Raw genomic sequence first — 23,812 nt, forward strand, 5'->3', positions numbered from 1 at the left:
CTATCCGAGATAATGGGCGTAAGCATCGCGCCCATTATTTTGGGTATATCCGTTATTCGCTTTGACTAGCGGTCAAAGTGAATGACGGTACGAATCGACTTACCTTCATGCATAAGATCAAAGGCTTGGTTAATGTCATCCAAGCTCATGGTGTGGGTAATGAAATCGTTGAGGGCAAACTCGCCGTCCATATAGCGCTGTACGATACCCGGCAACTGAGTGCGGCCTTTAACGCCGCCGAATGCGGAACCGCGCCATACGCGACCGGTCACCAGTTGGAATGGACGGGTCGAGATCTCTTCGCCCGCGCCCGCAACGCCGATAATAACCGACTCGCCCCAACCTTTATGGCAGCATTCAAGCGCAGAGCGCATTACGTCTACGTTGCCGATACACTCAAAGGAGAAATCGACGCCGCCATCGGTCAGTTCGACGATAACTTGCTGAATTGGTTTATCGTAATCTTTTGGATTAATGACGTCGGTTGTGCCTAACTTGCGAGCCAGTTCAAATTTGTCCGTGTTGATATCGACACCGATGATACGTCCCGCGCCTGCCATTTTGGCACCAATGATGGCAGACAGACCGATACCGCCCAGACCAAAGATCGCCACGCTGTCGCCAGGCTTAACTTTAGCGGTGTTGACGACGGCGCCCATACCGGTGGTTACGCCGCAGCCCAGTAAACAAACTTCTTCCAGCGGAGCTTCCTTGCTGATTTTAGCCAAGGAAATTTCTGGCACAACGGTGTATTCAGAGAACGTCGATGTGCCCATATAGTGGAAAATTGGCTTGCCGTCCTTGGAGAAACGCGTTGTGCCGTCTGGCATCAAGCCTTTGCCCTGAGTTTCACGAATGGCTTGGCACAGATTAGTTTTGCCTGACAGGCAGAACTTACATTTGCCACATTCCGGCGTATAGAGCGGGATCACATGATCGCCCACGGCGACGGTGGTCACGCCTTCGCCCACGGCCTCAACGATGCCCGCACCTTCATGGCCCAAGATCGCAGGGAACACGCCTTCCGGGTCTTTCCCTGATAGGGTATACGCGTCGGTATGGCACACTCCGCTGGCGACAATGCGAACCAAAACCTCGCCTTTTTGAGGCGGCATCAAATCAACTTCTTCGATGGTTAATGGCTGATTTGGCCCCCAAGCGACGGCGGCGCGAGTTTTAATCATTTGCATGGTGTGCTCCTGGTTCTTTTTGATGTAAGACGATGGCGTGCTCTGACGCGGGAATATCAATAGTCACTGACTGTTCTGCTACGCGCTCTTGCTCAATGATTTGCATTTTAAGCGCACGGATATTGGGATTAAACGCATCGCGTCGCCAGATAAGCCATGTGGCGGTTTGAGCGATATCATCAGGCAATGCGTGTACGGCCACGCGTTCATGACCGGGTAAAAGGGATAGAACCGAGCGTGGGATCATCGCAATACCGGCACCGCTGGCGGCGCAGGCCAACATGGCGTGGTAAGACTGAATTTCCATAATTGCACCGGGTACGGCGCCATCTTGCTGAAACCACGACTCAAAGCGCAGGCGATACGAGCAGCTAGGCCGAAAGGCAAACAGCGTTTCATTGGCGGCGTCTTTAGCGCGCGTAATCGGTGGGTGTTCAAGGCTGGAAATAACGACCATCTCTTCACGAAAAGCGATGCAGCCGTTCAACTCATCATGATTGAGCGGACCGTCGACTAATCCTGCGGTAAGTGTTCCCGCACGCACTTTCTCCGTAATCTCCCCCGAAGTCCCCGTCACCAACGAGAGTGCCACCTGAGGATAACGTTGGTGATAGGCCGCCAATAACGTCGGTAAACGCGTTGCAGCGGTGCTTTCCATTGAGCCTAACGCAAAGCTCCCCGCCGGTTCTCCGGCATGGGTGATGCTCATTGCTTCATCGCTGAGCGCCAGAATTCGCTTGGCATAGTTGAGAAAGTTATGCCCCATCGGTGAAAGGCGTAAGCGCTGTTTTTCTCGAATGAACAGATCGGTGCCCAGCTCTTGCTCTAGCTGACGTAAACGGGTGGTCAGGTTAGAAGGAACGCGATGAAGTAGCTCCGCTGCGCGAGCAACCGAGCCAGTTTCAGCTACGCTACAGAACATGCGGAGTTGGGTAAGATCCATACTCGTTCTCTTAACGTGAATAATTTTATATAAAATATTCACTTTTCATGATGCTTTTGCAAGCAGAGTTTGTATGAAATCAAATTTATTGACGTTGCAGGGGGGTGACAAACCCAGCTGATAGCGGATATGACAATATAAGATTAAAAGTGTAATGGTGCGGAAGATGGTGATCATGTACACGGTATCGTTGGGGCTTATAAAACACATTTCGTAAATCTAGTTATGATAAAGATAGTTATTAGGTGTTGGCTGTTTTTTTCTTATTGTATTTTAAATAATAAAATAGTTATCAAAGTAAAGAAAAATAATGGCTTATGACGGTAATGAATAAAACGATATTAAAATAGCATATAAACCTTATATCGTACTGTTGTTGCATGATATTTATTATTAATTCGCTTCTATTATAACCATGCTTTTCCTCTGAAGAGGGGAGCAACAGCTGTATATCTTCCTGTTTTCCCATGGCTATGTCTTTACAGGAGGTAAGCGAAAAACGATATCCCTTATTTCTTACTGTTAATATGGTGTTTTTTAACCCACAAATAGCAAGTACTCGTCTAACTCTATGAATTAATTGTGATAAATTATCTATGTATTCGTGGTTTTCAGCATCGTCAGGCCATAGCTCAGCAATAACCTCTTCCTTCGTTAATATTTTATCAGCATGTTTAATCAAGAGTTTTAGCAGCATGATTTCCATATAAGATAAATGAATATAGCTATCGTCATAGCATATACATTGATTGCTAAGATCAATGTGGCATCTTTCGTTTAGCATTAACATAATCTACCTCTCAGGTATAGAACACGTAAAATAGATGCTTGTTATGGCATTGGGTATTATTTTTTTGAACTTTCATGATTTGTCTCTTTCTGTGAATGTACTAAAAATCTTACTTTATTTATTGTGAATATCTCAAGTGAATTGTCACATAATAATTTATATTTTGTTTATACATACATGCAAAAGATCATTAGCAGTAAAATATTCACTCGTGTTATTGATAATGTTAAAATAACGATATCACTATGATAATAGACAAAAAATATTCTTTACAGGAGACGTGATTAATTAACTTTTTGGCTATTTCTGCGTGGATACAGCGGCAACAACATCCCCCTCTAATATCCATATGTTTAGTGTGTGAATGTGGGCGTCAGGTAATGATGCATGATTAACGAAAAATTCATGTATTTAATTTTAAAATTATGTTTATTTAAATATCTTTGGTAGTGAATTATTTAATTAAAATAAAATTATTAATATTTTAAAAATATTAATATTGAAGCGTTAAATTGTTTTTAAATTTTAATATATTAAATTTTATTTTTCTTGGTGTGTTTTTATTGTTAACTGGGGTTGTGCGAAATAATTCTATTTTTCACATCAAATAAGTTACTCAGTTAATAAGGAAAAAAATATGAACAAGAAATTACACGCGTTAATTTCAACTTCAGTGCTGGCTGCCGGTATTATGCTGTATTGCCAAGGTTCTTATGCTCATGGGTATGTGACTTCTCCACCAAGTCGAGCCTATCAGTGCCAACAAGGTGTTAATCATGATTGTGGCTCAGTCCAATATGAACCACAAAGTATTGAAGGACAGGGGCAATTTCCTTCTGGCGGACCTGCTGATGGTCACCTGGCTAGTGGCGGTAAAGACAACTTTGGCGACTTAGATAGTCAAAGCCCAACCCGTTGGGTAAAAACCTCAATTAAAAGCGGGGATAATACGTTTGTATGGAATCTAACCGCACAGCATAAAACCTCAAGCTGGAAATATTATCTAACCAAGCCAGGCTGGAATAATGCGAAGCCACTGACACGTGCGGATTTCAATCTCAAGCCGTTTTGTCAGTTTAATGATAATGGTGCCATGCCTGATCAGACTGTGACCCATAAGTGTACTATTCCAACAGGTAATACGGGCTATCAAGTTATTCTGGCTGTTTGGAATATTGAAGATACTACCAATGCATTTTATCAAGCAATTGATGTAAACATTACTGATTAATTAAAACTCTACTTAAAGTGATTCGATATGTGTTTTTTTAGAGACTGCTAATCTGCCTCTAAGAATTGAGTAATATAATTGTCATATTTCAAGTTGTATTTTTGTTGCCTGTATTTTTACAGTCGAATCACTTATTTGAATTAATATTATAGGGATGTGGTCGCTTTTCGCTTCAATGTGAATTGAATTATTTGGCGCATAAACGCTAACGGTACCGTCATGAGATATGGCGGAAATAATATTTTTAATTTAAACAGGATACTATTATGTCGAAGATTATTACTCCCTATGTTGATGTTATCGTGAATGCTGTGTGGGGTGACTGCCTCTGAGCTTTACGCTAGAACGGCCATTGCCCCCCATGATTGGCCTAAATGGTGATACCAATGCGATGTTCTCATTAGCCGATGCTAAAACCCTATCCAACTTTGTAAAGTAAATGGTATGAGCTTTATTGGCATGTGGTCATTCAATCGTGATGACCCTTCCTCTTAGGGTTATGTTGATCTATTCACTAGCGGTAACCCTAATCAAAAGCCTCTGGTGACTACACCAGCGTTTTTTCTTCAGCGTTAAAATAACGGATAATGAAAATAAGGTTATCCAACCAGCGCTATTAAAAACAGTCATCAAAATATGAATAAATAGCGATGGGAATTACTTTTTAGCCTTATTACATGCTGCGTATTTACAATCGTGCGTACCGTTGTAAGGCTATTTTTATTCGGACAATGATGAAGCCATCTAACATTTTACCTAGAGCGCCTCAACTTAAAATATCTCATCTTCCAAAAAATTCTTATCTATCTTGATTGAACCAACTGAGCCAGTTTCAACTACGCTACAGAGCATGCGGAGTTGGTTAAGATTCATAATTATTCTCTTATCGTGAATAACTTAATTATAATTATTCACTTTTTGAGACTTGCTTGGCAAGGCAATATAGCAACAAATTATTTAACAATTACCTATCATCAAGCGTGATAGGGATGGAGATCCTGCAATGGCAGTGCGTATCGCATTAAGCGGTTTTTTAGCCTTGGTCGTGGCAATGGGAATCGGGCGGTTTGCTTTCACGCCCCAAGTTCCATTGATGATTGCGGAGCATCAGTTTTCACTGACAGGGGCGGGCCTAGTGGCTGCGCTTAACTATCTGGGCTATTTGGCCGGTGCTTTTGATGCCATGCGTGCGAGCAGACAGGTTGAACGGCGGCTACAGCTTGGGCTCTGGGGAGCGGTGTTTTTAACTCTGCTTTCAGCCTGCGTAAGCGGTTTTTGGTGGCATAGCTTAATTCGTTTTATGGTTGGCTGGGCGAGCGGATGGGCAATGGTGTTGGTGGCCGCATGGACGAATGAACGTTTGGCTCATTTCGGAAAACCAAATCTTGCTGCCGCGGTGTTTGCCGGCCCCGGCGCCGGTATTTTTATCAGTGGAATGCTATCGGTCGGAATTAGCGCGCTCAATCTCGATGCGGCTCAGGCGTGGCTGGTTTATGGTGTGTTAGCGCTGGTGCTCATCGGTTTTATCGCCCGTTTCTTACCAAGAGCAGGGGAGCTGCATCGCCCTGACGTGCCTGCTCAGCCTTTAGTATTAACGCCAGCACTTAAACGACTTGTGTGGAGCTACAGTCTGGCTGGATTCGGCTATATTTTACCGGCGACGTTTTTATCACAAATGGCTCATGCCCGTTTTCCCGATAGCCTATTTGCCCAGTTTGTTTGGCCAGTATTTGGCTTTGCCGCCGTGGTGGGGATTGGTTTGGGGATTTTGACGCGTCGCTGGCTGCTGACTCAGCAACGCTTAGCGATCGTACTGTGGATCCAAGCATTAGGCATTTTGTTCACGGAAACGATCCCTGGAGTCAGTGGGTTGGTATTAGGAGCATTACTGACCGGCGGCGGATTCTTATGCGTAGTTCAACTTTCGCTGCAATATGGCCGTGAGTTGGCTCCTTCGCACATTCGTTATATGGCAGGGTTGCTGACCACCGGTTACGCCGTTGGCCAATTAGTGGGCCCTATGCTTTCGGCTATTTCAACGGCGCTAACGCATCGTTTAGAGCCTGCGCTGTATATTGCTGCAATAGGTTTACTCGTTGCGGGGGGCTTGGTTTTTCGCACCCAGCCCGTGCGCAGACCACAAACAGAGCGCACTGATGGATAACCGCACACTTTATATGCATTAAACAAATGACGGTTTTTCATGTATAGCTGAAAGAGTATCACTGGATAAAGCGTTCGCACTCCACTAAAGTGATGACAAAATTCTGATGTGATCACCATCAAATTGTGCTCAGAATTAAGATTACCTGCAGGAGAGAATTGATGTCATCGCTAAGTAAAGAAGCAGTTTTGGTTCATACGGCGCTAGAAGCTCGCGGCCTAGAAACTCCCCTGCGAGGGGAAGTGTTAGATCGTGAAACACGTAAACAGCGCATCAAAGAGCACATGACGGAAATCATGCAGTTGCTCAATCTTGATTTGTCTGACGATAGCTTGGCGGAAACGCCACACCGTATTGCCAAAATGTACGTTGATGAGATTTTCTCTGGCTTAGACTACGCGAATTTTCCCAAGATAACCGTCATTGAAAATAAGATGAAGGTTGATGAGATGGTCACGGTGCGGGATATCACGTTAACCAGCACCTGTGAGCACCATTTTGTGACCATCGATGGCAAAGCGACGGTGGCCTATATTCCTAAAGAGTGCGTTATTGGCCTGTCGAAGATTAATCGCATCGTGCAATTCTTTGCGCAGCGCCCGCAGGTACAAGAGCGTTTGACGCAGCAAATTTTGGTGGCGTTACAAACTCTGTTGGGAACCAATAACGTTGCGGTATCTATTGATGCCACCCATTATTGTGTGAAAGCACGCGGTGTGCGTGACGCCACCAGTGCCACAACCACAACCTCGCTCGGTGGGCTGTTTAAATCGAGCCAGAATACCCGTCAGGAGTTTTTGCGCGCGGTACGCCATCACGGCTAATTGAGTGGGAATAATCGGGTGATTGACTCGAAGTGATACAGCGCCGGCCATGTGCCGGCGTTTTTGTCTATACCCGTCATACTTCAAGCTGCTTACGCGTTGGCTGCACCCGCTCACCACAGCCACTTACTGGAGTAAGCTTCTGGGAATTTGCAGGTTTGCCGCCTTCAAGCAACTTGAATTATTTTGGGTATCGTTAAAGTACTGTCTATAGGGATCGCCGTTATGCTGCAGCGTTTGCAAAACTCTCAACCCGAAGCGGTAACAAAACCCACCATGCTGAAAACACGCATTGGTACGCTGGATTTTGTACGCGGGCTGGCGATTCTTTGTATTCTTTTAATGAATATCACCGGCTTTGGTTTACCTAAAGCGGCCTATCTTAACCCTGCTTATAACGGCCTCCCCGATGGTGCAGATACGCTGACGTGGGGTCTGTTACATATCTTCGTGCAAGGCAAATTTTTAGCCATGTTTGCGCTGCTGTTTGGGGCAGGGCTTCAGCTATTGTTGCCCAAAGGCAAACACTGGCTGCGTGCGCGTTTATCTTGGCTGGTTTTATTCGGACTAATTCATGCCATTTTCTTTTGGGATGGCGACATTTTATTGGCCTATGGCCTGATTGGGTTAATCAGTTGGCGAATGATCCGCGATGCGACTTCAACCCTTCAGCTACTGCGCACCGGCCTTGTGCTGTATGTCATTGGATTAGGGCTGTTACTGTTGCTGGGGCTGATTGCAGGGCCTGAGCCGAGCGCATTTTGGCTGCCGGGATATGCCGCCATTCAGTACGAAGGCATTTGGAAAATACACGGTGGTTGGGAAGCATGGCGTAATCGCAGCGATTTGCTCAGCGCAAATCTGATGGCACTGGCGGTGCAATATGGTTGGCAGCTCGCGGGGCTGATGCTGGCCGGTGCGGCATTAATGCGCAGCGGCTGGCTAAGCGGCAGTTTCAGCCAGCGACATTATCGGCGAACCGCACTTTGGTCGCTGGTAGTGGGGTTAGGCATTCAGGTACCGACAACCTTAGCGCAGTGGCAAAATGGTTGGGAATATCACGTTAGCGGCTATCTGCTTCAGGTGCCTGCTGAACTGTCTGTCCCGCTAATGATGATCGGTTATGTTTCGCTGATTTATGCCTTCTTGCCACAAATCTCACGGCTAAAACTTGCCTTCGCGCTGCGGCAGGTTGGACGCATGGCGTTGACGAATTATTTGTTGCAAACGCTGCTGTGCACCACGCTGTTCTATCAATTTGCTATGTTTAATCACTGGTCAAGAGCGGCATTGCTTTGGGTTGTTCCGGCGGTATGGCTGGTCAATATTGTTTTCTCGGTGCTTTGGCTGCGTCACTTTAAGCAGGGGCCTGTTGAGTGGCTTTGGCGTAAACTAACGGCGCTTGGCGCTCAAACCAGAGATTAAGCCAAAACGGTTCAAGTGAATTTTGACGCTAAAAATAGGGATAGAAAGCGTGAGTTAAGCTAAAGGTTAATGAAATGTATGAAAACGTTTTCTTTCCTGTGACATATTTCACGCAGCAATGATGAAAAACTGGGTAGCATAGCGCGGTCATATCACGTACGTGCTTTCGACTCAGGGATCACTATGAATACCATTCGCTGTCCTGCACTATTCCGTGTTTATTTTTATGCTTTTCTTTGCCACCGTGAGCGTCGCGCATGATCACTATTCGTGATGTTGCACGGCTGGCCGGCGTTTCCGTAGCTACCGTATCCCGTGTTTTGAACAATACGGCGATCACCACGCCTGAAACGAAAGCGGTGGTACAGAGCGCCGTGGCCGAGCTCGGCTACCGCCCGAACGCCAACGCGCAGGCGCTAGCCACGCAAAGCAGCGATATGTTGGGTGTGGTGGTGATGGATGTTTCCGACCCTTTCTTTGGCGCTTTAGTTAAAGGCGTTGATGAAGTTGCCCAGCGAGAACGCAAAAACTTGCTGATTGCTAACAGCTATCACGATGCAGACAAAGAGCGAAAAGCGATAGAAATGTTGATTCGCCAGCGCTGCAATGCATTGATTGTGCATGCAAAAATGCTATCAGACGATGAGCTAGTGGCGTTTATGCATCAGGTGCCGGGTATGGTGTTGATCAACCGTATCGTGCCTGGCTATGAACACCGCTGTGTGGGCCTGAATAACTTGGCGGGCGGACAAATGGCGACGCAATTGTTGCTGGATAAAGGTCACCGGCGGATTGGATTTTTAGGCTCGAACCATCCGATTGAAGATCAAATGATGCGGCAGAAAGGATACGAAACCGCCATGCAACTCGCGGATATCGAAATTGGTAAAGCGTGGTACGCCTATGCTTCGCCCGATCTGCAAGGCGGGGAGGCCGCGATGGTGGAACTCCTTGGTCGCAATCAGCAGCTGAGTGCTGTTTTTGCCTATAACGATGCTATGGCCGCCGGCGCCTTAGCCGTGTTAAAAGAAAATGGTATTTCTATCCCTGAACAATTCTCTATCGTGGGTTTCGACGATATCCCTATTGCACGCTATACCAGCCCTAAACTGACCACGGTCCGTTATCCTATTGTTTCTATGGCTATTTTAGCCTCTGAGCTGGCGCTTAAGTCCGTTCATCAGACGCCTCTCTCTGCCAACGGTCATTGTTTTATGCCTACCTTGGTGCAGCGCTGGAGCGTGGGTTCTCGATAATTGTGGCGTAGCTCACTTTGTCAGCAGATTGGCCCATGTAACCGTTTTCAATCTGTGAGTTCATTCACAGATTATTAACATAATCGTGTCTATTCTTGTGGCGTTTTCGCTATCACAAATATCAGCCATACGTGTAAATCGCCCTGATACTCTAGGTTTTTCGGGCGTCAAACCTAGAGTGGCTGGGATATTCTAAATGTAAACGATATGTGTATTTTAAACGGTTCACGTTGGTATTTGCTTTCTTGCCGCAGCGATAGTGGAAACGATAAACAAGGGCGTCTGAAAAATCGGACATCCATGCTGAAATACCCTACATCCAATCGGAGCTTCACATGAATAAGAAGACGTTTACCTTAGCAACTTTGGCGGCCAGCATGATGTTTGGCGTCGCGGCACAGGCGGCAACCACCAATATTGGGGTCACCATCTATAAGTACGACGACAACTTTATGTCCGTGGTACGTAAGGCATTAGAAAACGATGCTAAGGCAGATCCAAGCGTCAAATTGCTGATGAATGACTCACAAAACGATCAGTCCAAACAAAACGATCAGGTTGATGTATTGATGGCGCGTGGCGTGAAAGGGCTGGCGATTAACCTCGTCGATCCTGCGGCTGCGCCAACGATTATTGATAAAGCGAAGGCAAACGATGTTCCGGTCGTGTTCTTCAACAAAGAACCCTCTCGTAAGGCGCTGGATAGCTATGACAAAGCGTATTACGTAGGTACCGACTCCAAAGAGTCCGGCATTATTCAGGGCCAACTGATTGGTAAGCATTGGAAAGCCAATCCTAATTGGGACCTGAACAAAGACGGCGTGATTCAGTTCGTATTGCTGAAAGGCGAACCGGGCCACCCAGATGCCGAAGCTCGTACCACTTATGTAGTGAAAAGTCTCAACGATCAAGGTATTAAAACTCAGCAATTGCAGTTAGATACGGCAATGTGGGATACCGCACAGGCCAAAGATAAGATGGATGCATGGTTGTCTGGCCCAAATGCGAACAAGATTGAAGTGGTTATCGCTAATAACGATGCCATGGCGATGGGCGCCGTTGAAGCACTGAAAGCACACAACAAAACCTCGATTCCCGTATTTGGTGTCGATGCGTTGCCAGAAGCGCTGGCATTAGTTAAATCAGGCGCAATGGCCGGTACGGTATTGAACGATGCCAATAACCAAGCTAAAGCAACCTTCGATTTGACCAAAAATCTAGCCGAAGGCAAGCCAGCGGGTGAAGGCACCAACTGGAAAATTGAAAATAAAATTGTTCGCGTTCCGTATGTCGGCGTCGATCAGGACAATCTGTCTCAGTTTATTAAAAAATAAGCTTCACCTAAGCCTATATAACAATAACTTTTAAGTTTTAAGCCCGATATTGATTGATGGTTCAACCAGAGGTTATCGGGCTTATTCTTTATGTCATTTTCAGGTGGATGTTATGCCAGATAACTCTTTGATGGGTAACTCGTTGACAGATAGCTCTTTGGCAAAAGATCAGATTTCTAATCAAGAGAACGCATCGATAAAACATGATGATGACGCGTTTTTATTGGAAATGGATAATATCAATAAGTCATTTCCTGGCGTCAAAGCGCTGGATAATGTCAATCTGCGTGTGCGGCCACACTCTATCCATGCATTGATGGGGGAGAATGGTGCTGGGAAATCCACGCTATTAAAATGTTTGTTTGGTATTTATCAAAAAGATTCAGGACGTATTCTTTTTCAGGGAAAAGAGATTAATTTCAAGAGCGCGAAAGAAGCATTGGAGCACGGCGTTTCGATGGTTCATCAAGAACTAAACTTAGTTCTGCAGCGTAGCGTAATGGATAATATGTGGCTTGGTCGTTATCCGATGAAAGGGATTTTTGTCGATCAAGATAAAATGTATCAAGATACTAAAGCGATATTCGATGAGCTCGATATTGATATCGATCCGCGTGAAAAAGTCGCTGGATTGTCGGTATCCCAAATGCAGATGATCGAAATTGCTAAGGCATTTTCATATAACGCCAAAATTGTCATCATGGATGAACCCACCTCATCTTTAACAGAAAAAGAAGTTAATCATCTTTTTACTATTATCCGTAAATTAAAAGATCGTGGATGCGGCATTGTTTATATCTCCCATAAAATGGAAGAGATATTTAAGCTCTGCGATGAAATCACGATCCTGCGTGATGGGCAGTGGATTGCGACCCAAACGTTAGATGGCATGAGTATGGACCAGATCATTTCAATGATGGTGGGACGTTCGCTAACCCAGCGTTTTCCCGATCGGGTTAATACGCCGGGTAAGGTCATCTTGGAAGTCCGTGAGCTGACGTCGCTGCGCCAGCCTTCAATCCGTGATGTTTCATTCGATTTGCATGAAGGCGAGATCTTAGGTATCGCGGGGCTGGTGGGTGCGAAGCGAACGGATATTGTGGAGACCTTATTCGGCATTCGTGAAAAGGTAAAAGGTACGATTCGCTTGCATGGTAAAGCGATTAACAACCATAGCGCGAATGAAGCGATAAACCATGGCTTTGCCTTAGTCACTGAAGAGCGCCGCTCTACCGGTATTTATGCTTATCTCGATATTGGTTTTAACTCGCTGATTTCGAATATTCGTAAGTATAAAAATAAAGTGGGCTTGCTGGATAATCGGCGGATGAAAAGCGATACCCAGTGGGTTATTGATGCTATGCGGGTAAAAACACCAGGGCATCATACATCGATTGGCTCGCTGTCTGGCGGTAATCAGCAGAAGGTAATTATTGGTCGTTGGTTACTGACTCAGCCAGAGATACTGATGCTGGATGAACCCACTCGCGGTATTGATGTGGGGGCTAAATTCGAAATCTATCAATTGATGACCGAGCTGGCGAAAAAAGGCAAAGGCATCATTATTATTTCATCAGAAATGCCTGAACTACTGGGTATTACCGATCGCATATTAGTCATGAGTAATGGCCAAGTTGCCGGTATTGTTGAAACCAAAAGAACATCACAGAATGAAATTCTGAGATTGGCTTCTTTGCATCTATAAATTCTGCATCGGTAATGTTGCACCTGATATTTTAAGGGTCCGAATATGAGCGTATTAAATAAAAAAAGCCTGTTTACCTATTTTAAAGAGGGCGGGATTTATGTTGTTTTATTAGTGCTGTTAGCGATTATTATTTTTCAGGATCCGACATTTCTAAGCCTAATGAACCTGAGTAATATTCTGACTCAGTCATCGGTGCGTATTATTATTGCGCTCGGTGTGGCGGGGCTGATTGTGACACAGGGTACGGATTTATCTGCCGGCCGTCAGGTGGGGTTGGCTGCCGTGGTTGCTGCAACGCTTTTACAGTCTATGGATAACGTCAATAAGGTGTTTCCAAACTTAGACACCGTGCCTATTCCATTAGTCATTCTCGTGGTGTGCGCGGTGGGGGCTGTGATTGGTTTAGTGAACGGTTTAATTATCGCCTATCTCAACGTAACGCCGTTTATTACCACCCTTGGTACCATGATTATTGTCTACGGTATTAACTCGCTGTATTACGACTACGTAGGGGCTTCACCTGTAGCGGGCTTTGCACCGAATTTCTCGAATTTTGCACAGGGTTTTTTGCGTTTCGGTGATTTTAAACTCTCTTATATTACGTTTTATGCACTGATCGCGGTCGCTTTCGTCTGGGTGCTGTGGAACAAAACGCGGTTCGGTAAAAATATCTTTGCTATTGGTGGTAACCCTGAAGCGGCGAAAGTTTCTGGGGTAAACGTACCGTTAAATTTGATCATGGTGTATGCACTGTCTGGCGTGTTCTACGCATTTGGTGGGATGCTTGAAGCGGGGCGTATCGGTAGCGCAACGAATAACCTTGGCTTTATGTATGAATTGGATGCTATCGCAGCCTGCGTCGTCGGCGGCGTGTCATTTAGCGGTGGCGTAGGAACCGTTATCGGTGTGGTGACTGGGGTCATTATTTTTACGGTGATCAACTATGGCCTGACCTACATTGGCGTTAATCCCTATTGGCAGTATATTATCAAGGGTGCAATTATCATCTTTGCCGTAGCTCTTGACTCGCTGAAGTATGCGAAGAAAAAATAATTATTAAAAATAAAAAAGCCGGACTTAGGTTCGGCTTTTTTTATGGCATAAGATATTTCTCGGTGTAATCCTCTGTATAATAAATTTATGATGATAAAAATTCATGTATTTCAAATTAAACTTTTAATAAAAACAAATCAGAGTTATTAACATGCGTACACTTCAAAAGTGAATTTTCTATTTGTTAAATATAATCACATTATTAACCTAATAATAAAAAAAGAATGTGCTTGGTTAATTTTTATCTAGGAACATTCTTGATTGCAATAATAATTCTACATTTCTTAGTCCTCAATATGTAATAATCTCCCATCAGGTTTAATACTTGAGGTATTGAGCTAGTAACATAAAGAAATTATGTCTCTTGCTAACTACATATCAAGGAAGTGAGCAGTACTAAACGGATTTTTCTACGAGAATAGACATTTCTTAAATTATAAATCCATAACTTACGAAATGGGCAAACATGAGGTTTCATTGTTTGTTTTCTATCTCTGATATTTTTTCTTTCCAAAGAAGCATATCGATACAATGAGAAACACCATTATCAGGCTGCAAGAAATGATTGTTCCGATGCTTATTTGCATCGTATTGCTGCCTTTATCGCGTGAATTATCGCCTATGGCGAACATTCAAGGGAACGCAATTTTTTTACTTTATCTTCCGTTGGCTTTAGCGATTTCAGTTGTCATGTTATTTGGCATGAAAGGATTCATTCCGCTGTTTATCGTTTATACGTTTTATTATTCAACTTTAAATATCATGAGCTTGACCGAAGCCGTAGTGCTTTCACTGTGTTACGGACTGCCGCTATGGGGAAGTTTCTGCATCATGAATCGTATGGTAGGCGCTCGTTGGCGTTACGATATTGATAGCATGAGCAGTCGTGCATTAGGCATTCGTATGTGCGTATTTGGGTTGCTTTATCCGCTAGCCTGTAAAGGCATGATGCTCGCGTTTGGTTCCGTGTTAGATATGTCTCCAGTAATGGAACGCTATTTTTCGTACAAGCTAGATATGTTCGCGGTGGTTAACGTTGAGGCGCTGGTTTTGTCTTCAATCGCAATTTCGCCCGCCTATTATTATACTTTGCGAATGTTGCTTAACGGAAACTATGCAAAGAAATTTTTTAACCAATGTTTGCGTAATGCTTTTTCAAGAGAAAAACATTGTGTGACATTCATTTGGCTAGGGATTTTATTGGGGGCGCTATTTGCTATTTGTTTCCCCGCGCAGGAAAATTTCAACGTCAGCTACTTTATCCCATTGTTATTTATTTTGTTTACCTACGGAATATTTAGGTTCGGGCATAGAGTTATTTTACTTATGTGGTCATTTACGGCCCTATGCTTATTTGTTTTTAACTCAAATTTCTCTGTTGAGCTCAATAGTAGTTATCAGATTGCATTTTTATCGGCTTCATTGATTGCTTTTACGGTCTCAATTTTTTATATGGCCGTGATGTTTAAACGCAGCGAAGTGATGAAACGGGTTTATATGCATCTTGCCCGTGTCGATCCGATGGTGGGTTTGGCAAATATTCGTTCATTGAATTTGTATATCGATAAGCATCCGCAGGGTACGCTTTGTTTTCTTCGTTTAACAAATTTAGAAGCCTTGAGCCGCTATCATGGCATGATGATGCGGGTTGATACCAAAAGGCGTATTGCCGCGGTGATTAAGCCGCTGCTTAAACCGGGTGAAGATATCTACCAACTGCCAGGCTGCGAACTGCTGCTTTATCTTGATACGACGGATAACGTTAACCGCATTCATCTGATTCGTCAGCGCCTGTGTGCTGCTCAACTCAGTTGGAAAGACAATCCGGTGATTTTGCGCTACGGCATTGCTTATACTCAGTTTGATGCTGAGGAAGAGTCACTTTATACCAGCGTAGGTAAACTCCATCATCTTTCAGAGCGCGCTAGCCTCGAAAATGAGGTTACCTGTTTAGAGGAAAATGCGCAGTCGATTAGGGAAGAAGTGAGCGAGCGAGTGGTGTGGTTGCGGAAAATTACGACGGCGTTGCTTGAAAACCGTCTCGAGCTATATGCTCAGCCTATCGTGCATTCGGGAGGAAAGAGTTATTACGAGATATTAGCTCGTCTCCTGGATAACGGTGATGTGATCCCGCCGAGTAAATTTATTCCACTTATTTCTGAGTTTAATTTGTGCGCGCAGTTTGATTTGCTGATGGTTGAAAATGTGATGAAGCACATTAGTGAAGCGAAATTAGACACCAGTAATACCTGTTTCTCGGTTAATCTGATGCCACTTACCTTGATGCAGCGTGATACTGCGCCACGCATTATTGAAATCTTTGAGCATTACCAAGTCCGTCCTGAAGCGATCATTTTTGAAATCACCGAAGAACAGCATCTTGTTAATGAGAATATCGAGCACTCGACGATTAAAGCGCTACGCGACTACCATTTCAAAATTGCAATTGATGACTTTGGCACCGGATTTTCTAACTATCAGCGTTTGAAATCCTTAAATGCGGATGTCGTGAAAATCGATGGGATATTCGTAAAAGATATTGTCAATAACTCGCTCGACCAGCTGATTATTAAGTCGATTTGCGATATTGCTCGAGAAAAGAAACTGCAGGTCGTTGCTGAATATGTTGAGTCTCAAGAGCAGCTGGAAATGCTACAGCAATTAGGTGTGCAATATTTGCAGGGTTTTTTACTTGGAGAACCTAAGCCGCTAAGCTCTTTCTAAAATTTTATGTTCAATGAACACCACGTCCTATTGATGTGGTGTTCATTATTTTTTATCTCTGTCTTCTTGTTTTTAAATTTTAATTTAAATTAAAAGAATTGTTTTTTATATTAATAATTTTTTGTTACTTATATTTTTCATGTGTTATGTAGTGGCGATTGTATTTTTAACTGTGAAATTGATGAGAAACTAACATGAAAAATGAGCTTAATATATATTGTAGTGTTAACTTTGATGGTTTTATCTATATTGATTTTAATACATCAGAACCGATCGATAATGTTCGCTATAAGCTATGCAGTAATGACGTTGTTGTTGCAGAGAAAGAGAGTGTAGATGTCAGTGAAACAATTTTTTTTGCAGGGGTAGACGAAGGAGACTACACGGTAATTGCTACTGTTACGGCGCAGGATCAGAATATTATTGATGTTTCCTCGCCAACTATTCACGCAAAGAACAGACGGCTTTTTTCACAAACCAAATCAGTGCAGACGATAGAAAGAAAACTAAAAGGGAAAAATCATATCATTGATGGTGTTGTTGATTATTTTCTTGAGATTAAATTTAAAGCTGGAGGTGATAAGAAATTCAAACACGAAAACGTTGATGGAGTTTCACATTTTTCAAGCTTTACCAGAATGCTGATTAAGAATACGGATCTAAATATTAATGATATTTCATTGCTAAATGTTTTCGCATCCGCAATAAGTAATAAACGTGGCTATGATTCACTAGATAATTTATATAAAATTAACGCTACGGCAAGCTTTGGTCTATTAGATAAAATATCAGAACAAATTGAAAAACTTGATTATGTTGAATATTGCGCAGTGGTTCCCGTTACCGATAATCTGACTCCGGTTACACAGCCACCCTTTAACGATTCATCAAGATCACATCGGGTTAGATCACTCACACCCCCTACCGCAACCCCTGATTTTTCAGCCAAACAAACCTACCTTGATGCTGGCTATGGAATGAATGTTAGAGCGGCATGGGCTCTGGAGAATACGGGGTCTAATGTAAATATTCGCCATCTTGATTTTGGCGTTTATCATAATCATGAAGATCTCAAAGGCAATATTACCGTCGTTGCTAGCCGATCAGAGTCTGACGATTGTAACCACGGTACAGCCTCAACAGGTATTATTGCCGCTGTAAAAAATACTTTAGGTGTGACAGGCATTGCTCATGGCGCTAAGTTTTATTTTTACGACACAGATTATTTAGATTTGATTGTTAAGGATGCATTACCCGGCGATATTGTGAGTCTCAACGTCCAATTTTCTATTAATGGCACTTATGTGCCTGTCACTACTAACAAATCATGGTGGGATAAAATTAATGCTCTTGTTAATCGTGGTGTGGTTGTCATTCTAGCTGCGGGAAATGGCGGTGGTGACTTACGAAATCTTGCTGAGTTTGATGACTACGGTGATAACGGCAGCATGCTAGTGGGTGCTTGTGAGCATGACACTGGGCGTTCTTGTTATTTTTCAAATTATTCCCATTCTACATCTTTGGTGAATTCTTGGGGGGACTGGTCAGTGACTTCAACAGGGTATGGCTCATTGCAAATGGCTGAAAATGAACGTTCATACTGTGATGATTTCTCTGGCACATCAAGTGCAACGCCGTTGGTGAGTGGGGCCTTAGCATTAATTCAATCTTATGCCAAAAATAACTATGGCGTTTATTTCAATGCTCATCAAATGCGTGATTTTATTGTGAAGACGGGAGGCAATGAAGGGGTTGTTGATGGAATTGGCTATCGCCCGAATATCGTCGCAGCGATGAAGTATATTGATACTTTGCTGCAAACTTCAGAATGATTTTAATAAAAATAGATTAACTGGCGTCACAGGCGATTTAAGGTAAAGCACTGAGTTCTGAATAGGTGAAGCTTAGGCTAGCCGCGAGATAATATCTATTTAGCCGCTGGTTTTTCAGCGGCTTTTTCTTGTTTTAAAACCTGCTCAAGTTCTTGCAATTGCTCTGGAGATACCGCTGGATAGCTTTGTGCATCGGCTGGAACTTTATGCACTGCCGGAATGGGGATCATCGGGCCCAGAAAACGAGGTTCACGCTTAAGTATATAGAGATCGGTTAACGCCCCTAGGCGTGCGCCAATTTCCCTTACTCTTATCATCATCATATTTTTTGGCGACGGTACCGCCAAGCATTGCGCCTGTATACCCATGTGAAGCGCAATAAACAGAGCACGCTCACAGTGGAAACGTTGAGTAATGATGGTGAAGTCGTTGGTATCGAATACTCTGCGGGTGCGAACAATGGAATCCAGCGTTCTGAATCCTGCATAGTCGAGCACAATATCGCCGTTAGGCACACCGGCATTGATGAGGTCACGGCGCATCGTTACCGGCTCATTGTAGCTCTGGAGCGCGTTGTCGCCGCTCAACAATAAGTAATTCACTTTGTTGCTGTTGTAAGCGTTAAGCGCGCCTTGGATGCGATAACGGTAATACTGATTGATGGTCCCAGTACTGACATATTTGGCCGTACCTAAAACCACACCCACCTGACGATGCGGTAAATCCTGCACATCTTCGTAAATATACGGCGCAGTTTTCCAGCTAATCCAGCGATCCAGACCAATAGCAGTCACCGCCAGTAAAATAGCGACGGTTAAAATACCGTATATCAGTCGTCTCCACATGATGGTGCCTGCTGTGTCGGTTAGATTTATGTCTGGATGTACTTATGCCTACGAGGCTACTTTACCCGCTCAGGCGACGCAAGCAATCTGAGTATGATTTTCCTAACTTGATGATTTTTTAGACGATGAGGGCGCATTATTAAAAATAAAGCGTGGTTGTTACGCCACGCTTGGGGGAGAGTTCTGGTTGTATTTTACTCAGCGACTTTCACGACAGCTTAGAATGAAGTTCGCTTGTAGATACGGTACTGAGGCTGCCAGAAGTTGTTATCGATCGCTTGTAATAACGCTTCATCAGAGGTTAATACGGCCACGCCTTGTAGCTGTGCTTCTTTGGCCACTTGGAACGCAATGGAGCGCGATACCTGCTGGATATCTTTAATATCGGGTAGCAGTGCTCCAGTACCTTGCTGTGCCAGCGGTGAGCAATCTGCTAAGGCGCGGCTGGCGGCCATGAGCATGCCGTCTGTGACGCGCTTTGCCCCTGAGGCCAGAACACCGAGCCCAATACCAGGGAAGATGTAGGAGTTATTACATTGCGCGATTGGGAAGACCTGATCTTTATAGCTTACCGGCCCGAACGGGCTGCCGGTAGCGACCAGCGCCGCGCCATCGGTCCAGTTAATAATATCTTCTGGACGTGCTTCAACGCGTGACGTTGGGTTCGACAGCGGCATAACGATAGGGCGCGCGCAGTGGCTGTGCATTTCGCGAATGATTTCTTCGGTAAATAAGCCAGGCTGACCCGAAACGCCGATGAGAACGGTAGGCTTAGCGTTACGCACCACTTCCAACAGTGAAATGGCATCGCTTTCTACTTTCCAGTTCGACAACGATGCACTTTTTTGCACCAGCTTACTTTGGAACTCTAACAGGTTTGGCAGTTTGTCTGTGAGCAAGCCAAAGCGATCGACCATAAAGACGCGTTGGCGTGCCTCTTCATCGCTCAAGCCTTCGGATTTCATCTGGGCAATAATTTGCTCGGCGATACCACAACCAGCAGAGCCTGCCCCTAAGAACGTAATGGTTTGATCGCGCAGCTGGCTACCGGCAGCACGGCTGGCAGCAATCAGACTACCCAGCGTGACGGCCGCAGTGCCTTGAATATCATCGTTGAAACAGCACAGTTCGTCACGATAACGGTTGAGCAGTGGGGTGGCGTTTTTCTGCGCGAAGTCTTCGAATTGCAATAGCACATTTGGCCAGCGGCGCTTCACCGCCTGAATGAATTCGTCAACAAAGGCATAATACTCGTCACCGGAAATACGTGGGTGACGCCATCCCATATACAGCGGATCGTTTAAGCGCTGTGGATTGTTGGTGCCGACATCTAACACAACCGGCAGCGTATAAGCAGGGCTGATGCCGCCGCACGCGGTGTACAGTGACAGTTTACCGATAGGGATCCCCATGCCGCCGATGCCTTGATCGCCTAGCCCAAGGATACGTTCACCGTCGGTTACGACGATAACTTTCACGTTTTGTTTGGTGGCGTTTTGCAACATGTCGTCGATGCGGTCGCGGTTCGGATAGGAGATGAACAGGCCACGCGCGCGACGGTAAATATCAGAGAAATGTTCACAGGCTTCGCCCACCGTCGGGGTGTAAATGATCGGCATCATTTCACTCAGATGGGCATCAAGCATGCGATAGAATAGGGTTTCGTTGGTGTCTTGGATATTACGTAGGTAGATATGTTTATCGTTATCAGTTTTGAAATCGAGATACTGGCGATAGGCGCGCTCGGTCTGTTCTTCAATCGTTTCGACGGCTTCAGGTAACAGGCCATGCAGGTTGAAGTTGCTGCGTTCTTCTTCGCTAAAGGCGCTGCCTTTGTTCAGCAGGGGGAATTCCAGCAGGATCGGGCCTGCGTAGGGGATGTACAACGGGCGTTTACTTTCGTATTCCAGTTCCATGAATAGCACTCTTTATGTCGGGCGGTATACCCATCATATTTCAAGCTGCATTTTTGTTGGCTGTGCTCACTGAACGCATCAATGCAACTCGAATTATTTGGGTATAGTGATCAGATTATCAGAGATTTTAATACGTCATCCCAGCGATCCTAAGAGATACTAATAAGTTGTTCAATGCTTGTTATAGAAAGATGACATTTAGCAGGGAAAGTGCGAGCTAAGTAACACTTTTTTACAGGATTTGGCGAGGAACGAACGGAAACGCAGGGCCGAATGACCCTGCGTTAAAGTAGCTTAAATCTGAACCTGTTCTACTTGAGTGCAGCCTAATGCATGAAGCGTTGCTTGGGTTGCATCCCACTGGGAGAACACGGCGTCTTCTGTTTCAACCAATACCGCGCGGCGTGTACGCAGCACATCTTTTCCTGAAACGTTCATCAGAATCAGTGCAGCCTGCAACGGCGGTAAGCTTGGGTTGAATGCCGCATTTTCAGCATAACGTCCGCTATAAACGGTGCCATCATCGGCTTCCAAGGCAACGCCGCTATAGGCATGGCTATAAGGCGCATGGCTGCGGTTGGCTGCATCTAATGCTGCTAAAGTCAGTTCATCTGCATTCGCTAAGCTGAGGTTATGGTTCTCTTCATCCATCAACAGCGTTTTGATTTCAAGATCGCGTGGGCCAAAAGCATCCGGCAGGTAATCACCCAGCGTGGCGGCCTGACGACCTGGCAGGTTGATGGCCAGCTTGGTTCCGCTATTGAGTTCATTCATAAACTGGCGGCAGTGACCACAAGGCGTGTAGTTAACCGTGATGGAGGCGAGGGCTTTTTCGCCGCGCAACCATGCGTGCGTTACCGCACACTGTTCTGCGTGAATAGTTTGCTGCATTGGCGCACCCAGAAACTCCATATTGGCACCGAAATACAGGTTGCCGCTAACGCCGCGTGCAACGGCACCGACGTAAAAATTGGAGATTGCTGCCAGTGAGCAGGCGGCGGCCATAGGGAGCAGGGCAAATGCTAATTCGCTGTCGCTCATGCCGGTAGCTTGTTTCAGAACCTCGACTTGAGAAGCGGTGATAACCGCTTGGAAATCAGCATGATTGATAATCGGTGAGAGCGCCGCCTGCAAAGCGGCTGGCAGTTGGCTGAATGCCGCGTCGTATCGTGCGTGCATGGGGGAGCCTCTTAGTTAGTTACGGGAGAGTATTCTAGGCAACCGATTGGCTTTATTATGTGATTATTATCACTATTTTGATGTAATTAATGTAACAAATGAAAGAAGTGTGAGATGTATCGCGGGTTTTTGTGATTTCTGTTTCTTGCTGCCGCTTCATGAACCTCCCCATTTAGGGGAGGGATAGGAAGTGATCTTAGCTAAATAAATGCAACATCACAGGGAAAAGGAATGGCGCTAACAATGAAGTAATAATCCCGCAGATAACCAGTGCCAGCGAGCTGAATGCGCCTTCCTGAAAATCCATCTCGGCGCAGCGTGCGGTCCCAAGGGCATGCGAAGCGGTACCCATCGCCAAACCACGCGAGGCCTTGGTGCTAATTTTCATCAAGTTCAATAGGGTATGGCCAAATACAGCCCCCAGGATCCCAACGAAAATAACGCATACCGCACTGATTGCTGGGATGCCACCAATCGACTGTGACACGGCCATCGCAATTGGCGTGGTCACTGATTTCGGCATCACTGAAGCAGCGATTTCTGGCGAAGCGCCCATCCACAGAGCAATTGCGGTACCTGAAATCATGGCTGTGGCGCTACCGATAAAGCAGATAGTGATAATGGATTTCCAGCGTGCGCGGATCTGGTGGATCTGCTCATACAGTGGAAATGCTAATGCGACCACGGCGGGTTGCAGCAAACTGTTGAGCGTTGAACTGCCAGCAAAGTAATGCTCGTAAGGAATTTTGAGCAGTAATAGCAATGGAATAATAATTACCATTGATACGAGCAACGGATTCAATAACGGCATATTTAGCTTTTGGGCAATACGTCGCGCCCCAAAAAAGACTAATAGTGTGAGTGGTAAGGACCACCAAATATAAGCCATTATTTTTTCTCCTCGCTGCCGTCGGTAGCCTCACCGATGATGCGTTCGCGATGCACCATATGAGAGCTATAAGCAACGACAACCATAATAATCAAAGTACTCACTAGGCACGATACGACGATAGGCCCAAACTGCTTGGTCAGAACGTCGTAGTACTGCATCACGCCAACGCCGATAGGGACAAACAACAGCGCCATGTAGCGGATTAAGATATTACACCCGGGCTTCACCCATTTTGCCGGCATGATTTGTGACGCCAGCAGGGCAAATAGGATCAGCATGCCAATAATGCTGCCTGGAATTGTGATTGGTAGCAGCGTTGAGATGGCATTCCCTGCAAATAAGCACAGGTAAATTAATATGAAAGCTCTCAAATACTGCCAGCAAACTGAAAATGCTTTTGACATCAGTGAATACCTAAGAAAGAAAACGCATTCATCATACAATTAAAATCAGGAATGTGCTACCGATCACATCATGAAAACAAGTTATCGCAAATATGCCGTTTG

General features: G+C 45.0%; 18 protein-coding genes. 10 read left to right on the forward strand and 8 right to left on the reverse strand.

Translation table 11 applies throughout. The annotated features are described in order from the left end of the window. Window positions 1-65 precede the first annotated feature (65 nt). From AB3Y96_RS07135 to AB3Y96_RS07145, 3 genes are all read right to left on the reverse strand, one after another. Window positions 66-1,190, reverse strand: a complete 1,125-nt coding sequence (locus tag AB3Y96_RS07135; protein WP_367298824.1) for an S-(hydroxymethyl)glutathione dehydrogenase/class III alcohol dehydrogenase — start codon at window positions 1,188-1,190, stop codon at window positions 66-68. Continuing rightward, on the reverse strand, window positions 1,177-2,133 hold the full coding sequence (locus AB3Y96_RS07140; RefSeq protein ID WP_367298825.1) for a putrescine utilization regulator PtrR: 957 nt from the start codon (window positions 2,131-2,133) through the stop codon (window positions 1,177-1,179). Before AB3Y96_RS07140 ends, AB3Y96_RS07135 begins: the two co-directional genes overlap by 14 nt. A 292-nt stretch (window positions 2,134-2,425) precedes the next feature. Continuing rightward, window positions 2,426-2,923: a transcriptional regulator gene (locus AB3Y96_RS07145; RefSeq protein WP_367298826.1), complete on the reverse strand. Its 498-nt coding sequence runs from the start codon at window positions 2,921-2,923 to the stop codon at window positions 2,426-2,428. Between the two features lie 637 nt (window positions 2,924-3,560). Here AB3Y96_RS07145 and AB3Y96_RS07150 point away from each other — a divergent pair. The 10 genes from AB3Y96_RS07150 to AB3Y96_RS07195 all read left to right on the forward strand — a co-directional run bounded on the left by AB3Y96_RS07150 (window position 3,561) and on the right by AB3Y96_RS07195 (window position 18,474). Beyond that, a complete protein-coding gene (locus AB3Y96_RS07150) occupies window positions 3,561-4,154 on the forward strand; it encodes a lytic polysaccharide monooxygenase (RefSeq protein ID WP_367298827.1) in 594 nt (197 codons plus the stop codon). Window positions 4,155-5,157: 1,003 nt separating this feature from the next. Beyond that, window positions 5,158-6,318 carry a YbfB/YjiJ family MFS transporter gene (locus AB3Y96_RS07155; RefSeq protein WP_072309211.1) on the forward strand — a complete coding sequence of 387 codons (1,161 nt, stop codon included), beginning with the start codon at window positions 5,158-5,160 and terminating at the stop codon, window positions 6,316-6,318. Window positions 6,319-6,479: 161 nt separating this feature from the next. Beyond that, window positions 6,480-7,142 carry a GTP cyclohydrolase I FolE gene (gene folE, locus AB3Y96_RS07160; protein ID WP_072309212.1) on the forward strand — a complete coding sequence of 221 codons (663 nt, stop codon included), beginning with the start codon at window positions 6,480-6,482 and terminating at the stop codon, window positions 7,140-7,142. 276 nt (window positions 7,143-7,418) lie between these two features. Then, on the forward strand, window positions 7,419-8,567 hold the full coding sequence (gene yeiB, locus AB3Y96_RS07165; protein ID WP_367300287.1) for a DUF418 domain-containing protein YeiB: 1,149 nt from the start codon (window positions 7,419-7,421) through the stop codon (window positions 8,565-8,567). A 257-nt stretch (window positions 8,568-8,824) separates the two neighbouring features. Further along, window positions 8,825-9,823: an HTH-type transcriptional regulator GalS gene (gene galS, locus AB3Y96_RS07170; RefSeq protein ID WP_367298828.1), complete on the forward strand. Its 999-nt coding sequence runs from the start codon at window positions 8,825-8,827 to the stop codon at window positions 9,821-9,823. Between the two features lie 335 nt (window positions 9,824-10,158). Beyond that, the gene (gene mglB, locus AB3Y96_RS07175) at window positions 10,159-11,157 is read left to right on the forward strand and encodes a galactose/glucose ABC transporter substrate-binding protein MglB (RefSeq protein WP_072309214.1); all 999 of its coding nucleotides are present in this window, start codon (window positions 10,159-10,161) and stop codon (window positions 11,155-11,157) included. A 112-nt stretch (window positions 11,158-11,269) separates the two neighbouring features. Beyond that, on the forward strand, window positions 11,270-12,862 hold the full coding sequence (gene mglA, locus AB3Y96_RS07180) for a galactose/methyl galactoside ABC transporter ATP-binding protein MglA (RefSeq protein ID WP_367298829.1): 1,593 nt from the start codon (window positions 11,270-11,272) through the stop codon (window positions 12,860-12,862). A 45-nt stretch (window positions 12,863-12,907) separates the two neighbouring features. Beyond that, a complete protein-coding gene (mglC, locus tag AB3Y96_RS07185; protein ID WP_072309216.1) occupies window positions 12,908-13,918 on the forward strand; it encodes a galactose/methyl galactoside ABC transporter permease MglC in 1,011 nt (336 codons plus the stop codon). A 531-nt stretch (window positions 13,919-14,449) separates the two neighbouring features. After that, a complete protein-coding gene (locus tag AB3Y96_RS07190) occupies window positions 14,450-16,642 on the forward strand; it encodes an EAL domain-containing protein (RefSeq protein WP_367298830.1) in 2,193 nt (730 codons plus the stop codon). A 194-nt stretch (window positions 16,643-16,836) separates the two neighbouring features. Next, window positions 16,837-18,474 (forward strand): S8 family serine peptidase, encoded by a 1,638-nt coding sequence (locus AB3Y96_RS07195; RefSeq protein ID WP_367298831.1) that lies wholly within the window; start codon window positions 16,837-16,839, stop codon window positions 18,472-18,474. Between the two features lie 95 nt (window positions 18,475-18,569). Here the strand turns inward: AB3Y96_RS07195 and sanA are convergent, their stop codons facing one another. The 5 genes from sanA to AB3Y96_RS07220 all read right to left on the reverse strand — a co-directional run bounded on the left by sanA (window position 18,570) and on the right by AB3Y96_RS07220 (window position 23,710). Beyond that, window positions 18,570-19,319 (reverse strand): outer membrane permeability protein SanA, encoded by a 750-nt coding sequence (sanA, locus tag AB3Y96_RS07200; RefSeq protein ID WP_072309219.1) that lies wholly within the window; start codon window positions 19,317-19,319, stop codon window positions 18,570-18,572. Between the two features lie 218 nt (window positions 19,320-19,537). Next, window positions 19,538-21,235 carry an NAD-dependent malic enzyme gene (locus AB3Y96_RS07205; protein ID WP_072309220.1) on the reverse strand — a complete coding sequence of 566 codons (1,698 nt, stop codon included), beginning with the start codon at window positions 21,233-21,235 and terminating at the stop codon, window positions 19,538-19,540. A gap of 294 nt (window positions 21,236-21,529) precedes the next feature. Beyond that, window positions 21,530-22,414 (reverse strand): cytidine deaminase, encoded by an 885-nt coding sequence (gene cdd, locus AB3Y96_RS07210; RefSeq protein ID WP_367298832.1) that lies wholly within the window; start codon window positions 22,412-22,414, stop codon window positions 21,530-21,532. Between the two features lie 196 nt (window positions 22,415-22,610). Continuing rightward, a complete protein-coding gene (locus AB3Y96_RS07215; RefSeq protein WP_072309222.1) occupies window positions 22,611-23,303 on the reverse strand; it encodes a CidB/LrgB family autolysis modulator in 693 nt (230 codons plus the stop codon). Then, window positions 23,303-23,710: a CidA/LrgA family protein gene (locus tag AB3Y96_RS07220; protein ID WP_072309223.1), complete on the reverse strand. Its 408-nt coding sequence runs from the start codon at window positions 23,708-23,710 to the stop codon at window positions 23,303-23,305. The genes AB3Y96_RS07215 and AB3Y96_RS07220 overlap by 1 nt, the downstream gene beginning before the upstream one ends. Window positions 23,711-23,812 lie beyond the last annotated feature (102 nt).

Source organism: Hafnia alvei (assembly GCF_964063325.1).
GTDB lineage: Bacteria > Pseudomonadota > Gammaproteobacteria > Enterobacterales > Enterobacteriaceae > Hafnia > Hafnia alvei_B.

What these genes read in the sequence shown, in the direction of transcription:
- AB3Y96_RS07155 (WP_072309211.1), top strand. Translation starts at nt 5,158, where the DNA reads ATGGCAGTGCGTATCGCATTAAGCGGTTTTTTAGCCTTGGTCGTGGCA.
- AB3Y96_RS07190 (WP_367298830.1), top strand. Translation starts at nt 14,450, where the DNA reads ATGAGAAACACCATTATCAGGCTGCAAGAAATGATTGTTCCGATGCTT.
- AB3Y96_RS07145 (WP_367298826.1), bottom strand. Translation starts at nt 2,923, where the DNA reads ATGTTAATGCTAAACGAAAGATGCCACATTGATCTTAGCAATCAATGT.
- mglB (WP_072309214.1), top strand. Translation starts at nt 10,159, where the DNA reads ATGAATAAGAAGACGTTTACCTTAGCAACTTTGGCGGCCAGCATGATG.
- sanA (WP_072309219.1), bottom strand. Translation starts at nt 19,319, where the DNA reads ATGTGGAGACGACTGATATACGGTATTTTAACCGTCGCTATTTTACTG.
- galS (WP_367298828.1), top strand. Translation starts at nt 8,825, where the DNA reads ATGATCACTATTCGTGATGTTGCACGGCTGGCCGGCGTTTCCGTAGCT.
- yeiB (WP_367300287.1), top strand. Translation starts at nt 7,419, where the DNA reads ATGCTGAAAACACGCATTGGTACGCTGGATTTTGTACGCGGGCTGGCG.
- AB3Y96_RS07220 (WP_072309223.1), bottom strand. Translation starts at nt 23,710, where the DNA reads ATGTCAAAAGCATTTTCAGTTTGCTGGCAGTATTTGAGAGCTTTCATA.
- AB3Y96_RS07195 (WP_367298831.1), top strand. Translation starts at nt 16,837, where the DNA reads ATGAAAAATGAGCTTAATATATATTGTAGTGTTAACTTTGATGGTTTT.
- AB3Y96_RS07150 (WP_367298827.1), top strand. Translation starts at nt 3,561, where the DNA reads ATGAACAAGAAATTACACGCGTTAATTTCAACTTCAGTGCTGGCTGCC.
- AB3Y96_RS07135 (WP_367298824.1), bottom strand. Translation starts at nt 1,190, where the DNA reads ATGCAAATGATTAAAACTCGCGCCGCCGTCGCTTGGGGGCCAAATCAG.
- AB3Y96_RS07215 (WP_072309222.1), bottom strand. Translation starts at nt 23,303, where the DNA reads ATGGCTTATATTTGGTGGTCCTTACCACTCACACTATTAGTCTTTTTT.
- mglA (WP_367298829.1), top strand. Translation starts at nt 11,270, where the DNA reads ATGCCAGATAACTCTTTGATGGGTAACTCGTTGACAGATAGCTCTTTG.
- folE (WP_072309212.1), top strand. Translation starts at nt 6,480, where the DNA reads ATGTCATCGCTAAGTAAAGAAGCAGTTTTGGTTCATACGGCGCTAGAA.
- AB3Y96_RS07205 (WP_072309220.1), bottom strand. Translation starts at nt 21,235, where the DNA reads ATGGAACTGGAATACGAAAGTAAACGCCCGTTGTACATCCCCTACGCA.
- AB3Y96_RS07140 (WP_367298825.1), bottom strand. Translation starts at nt 2,133, where the DNA reads ATGGATCTTACCCAACTCCGCATGTTCTGTAGCGTAGCTGAAACTGGC.
- mglC (WP_072309216.1), top strand. Translation starts at nt 12,908, where the DNA reads ATGAGCGTATTAAATAAAAAAAGCCTGTTTACCTATTTTAAAGAGGGC.
- cdd (WP_367298832.1), bottom strand. Translation starts at nt 22,414, where the DNA reads ATGCACGCACGATACGACGCGGCATTCAGCCAACTGCCAGCCGCTTTG.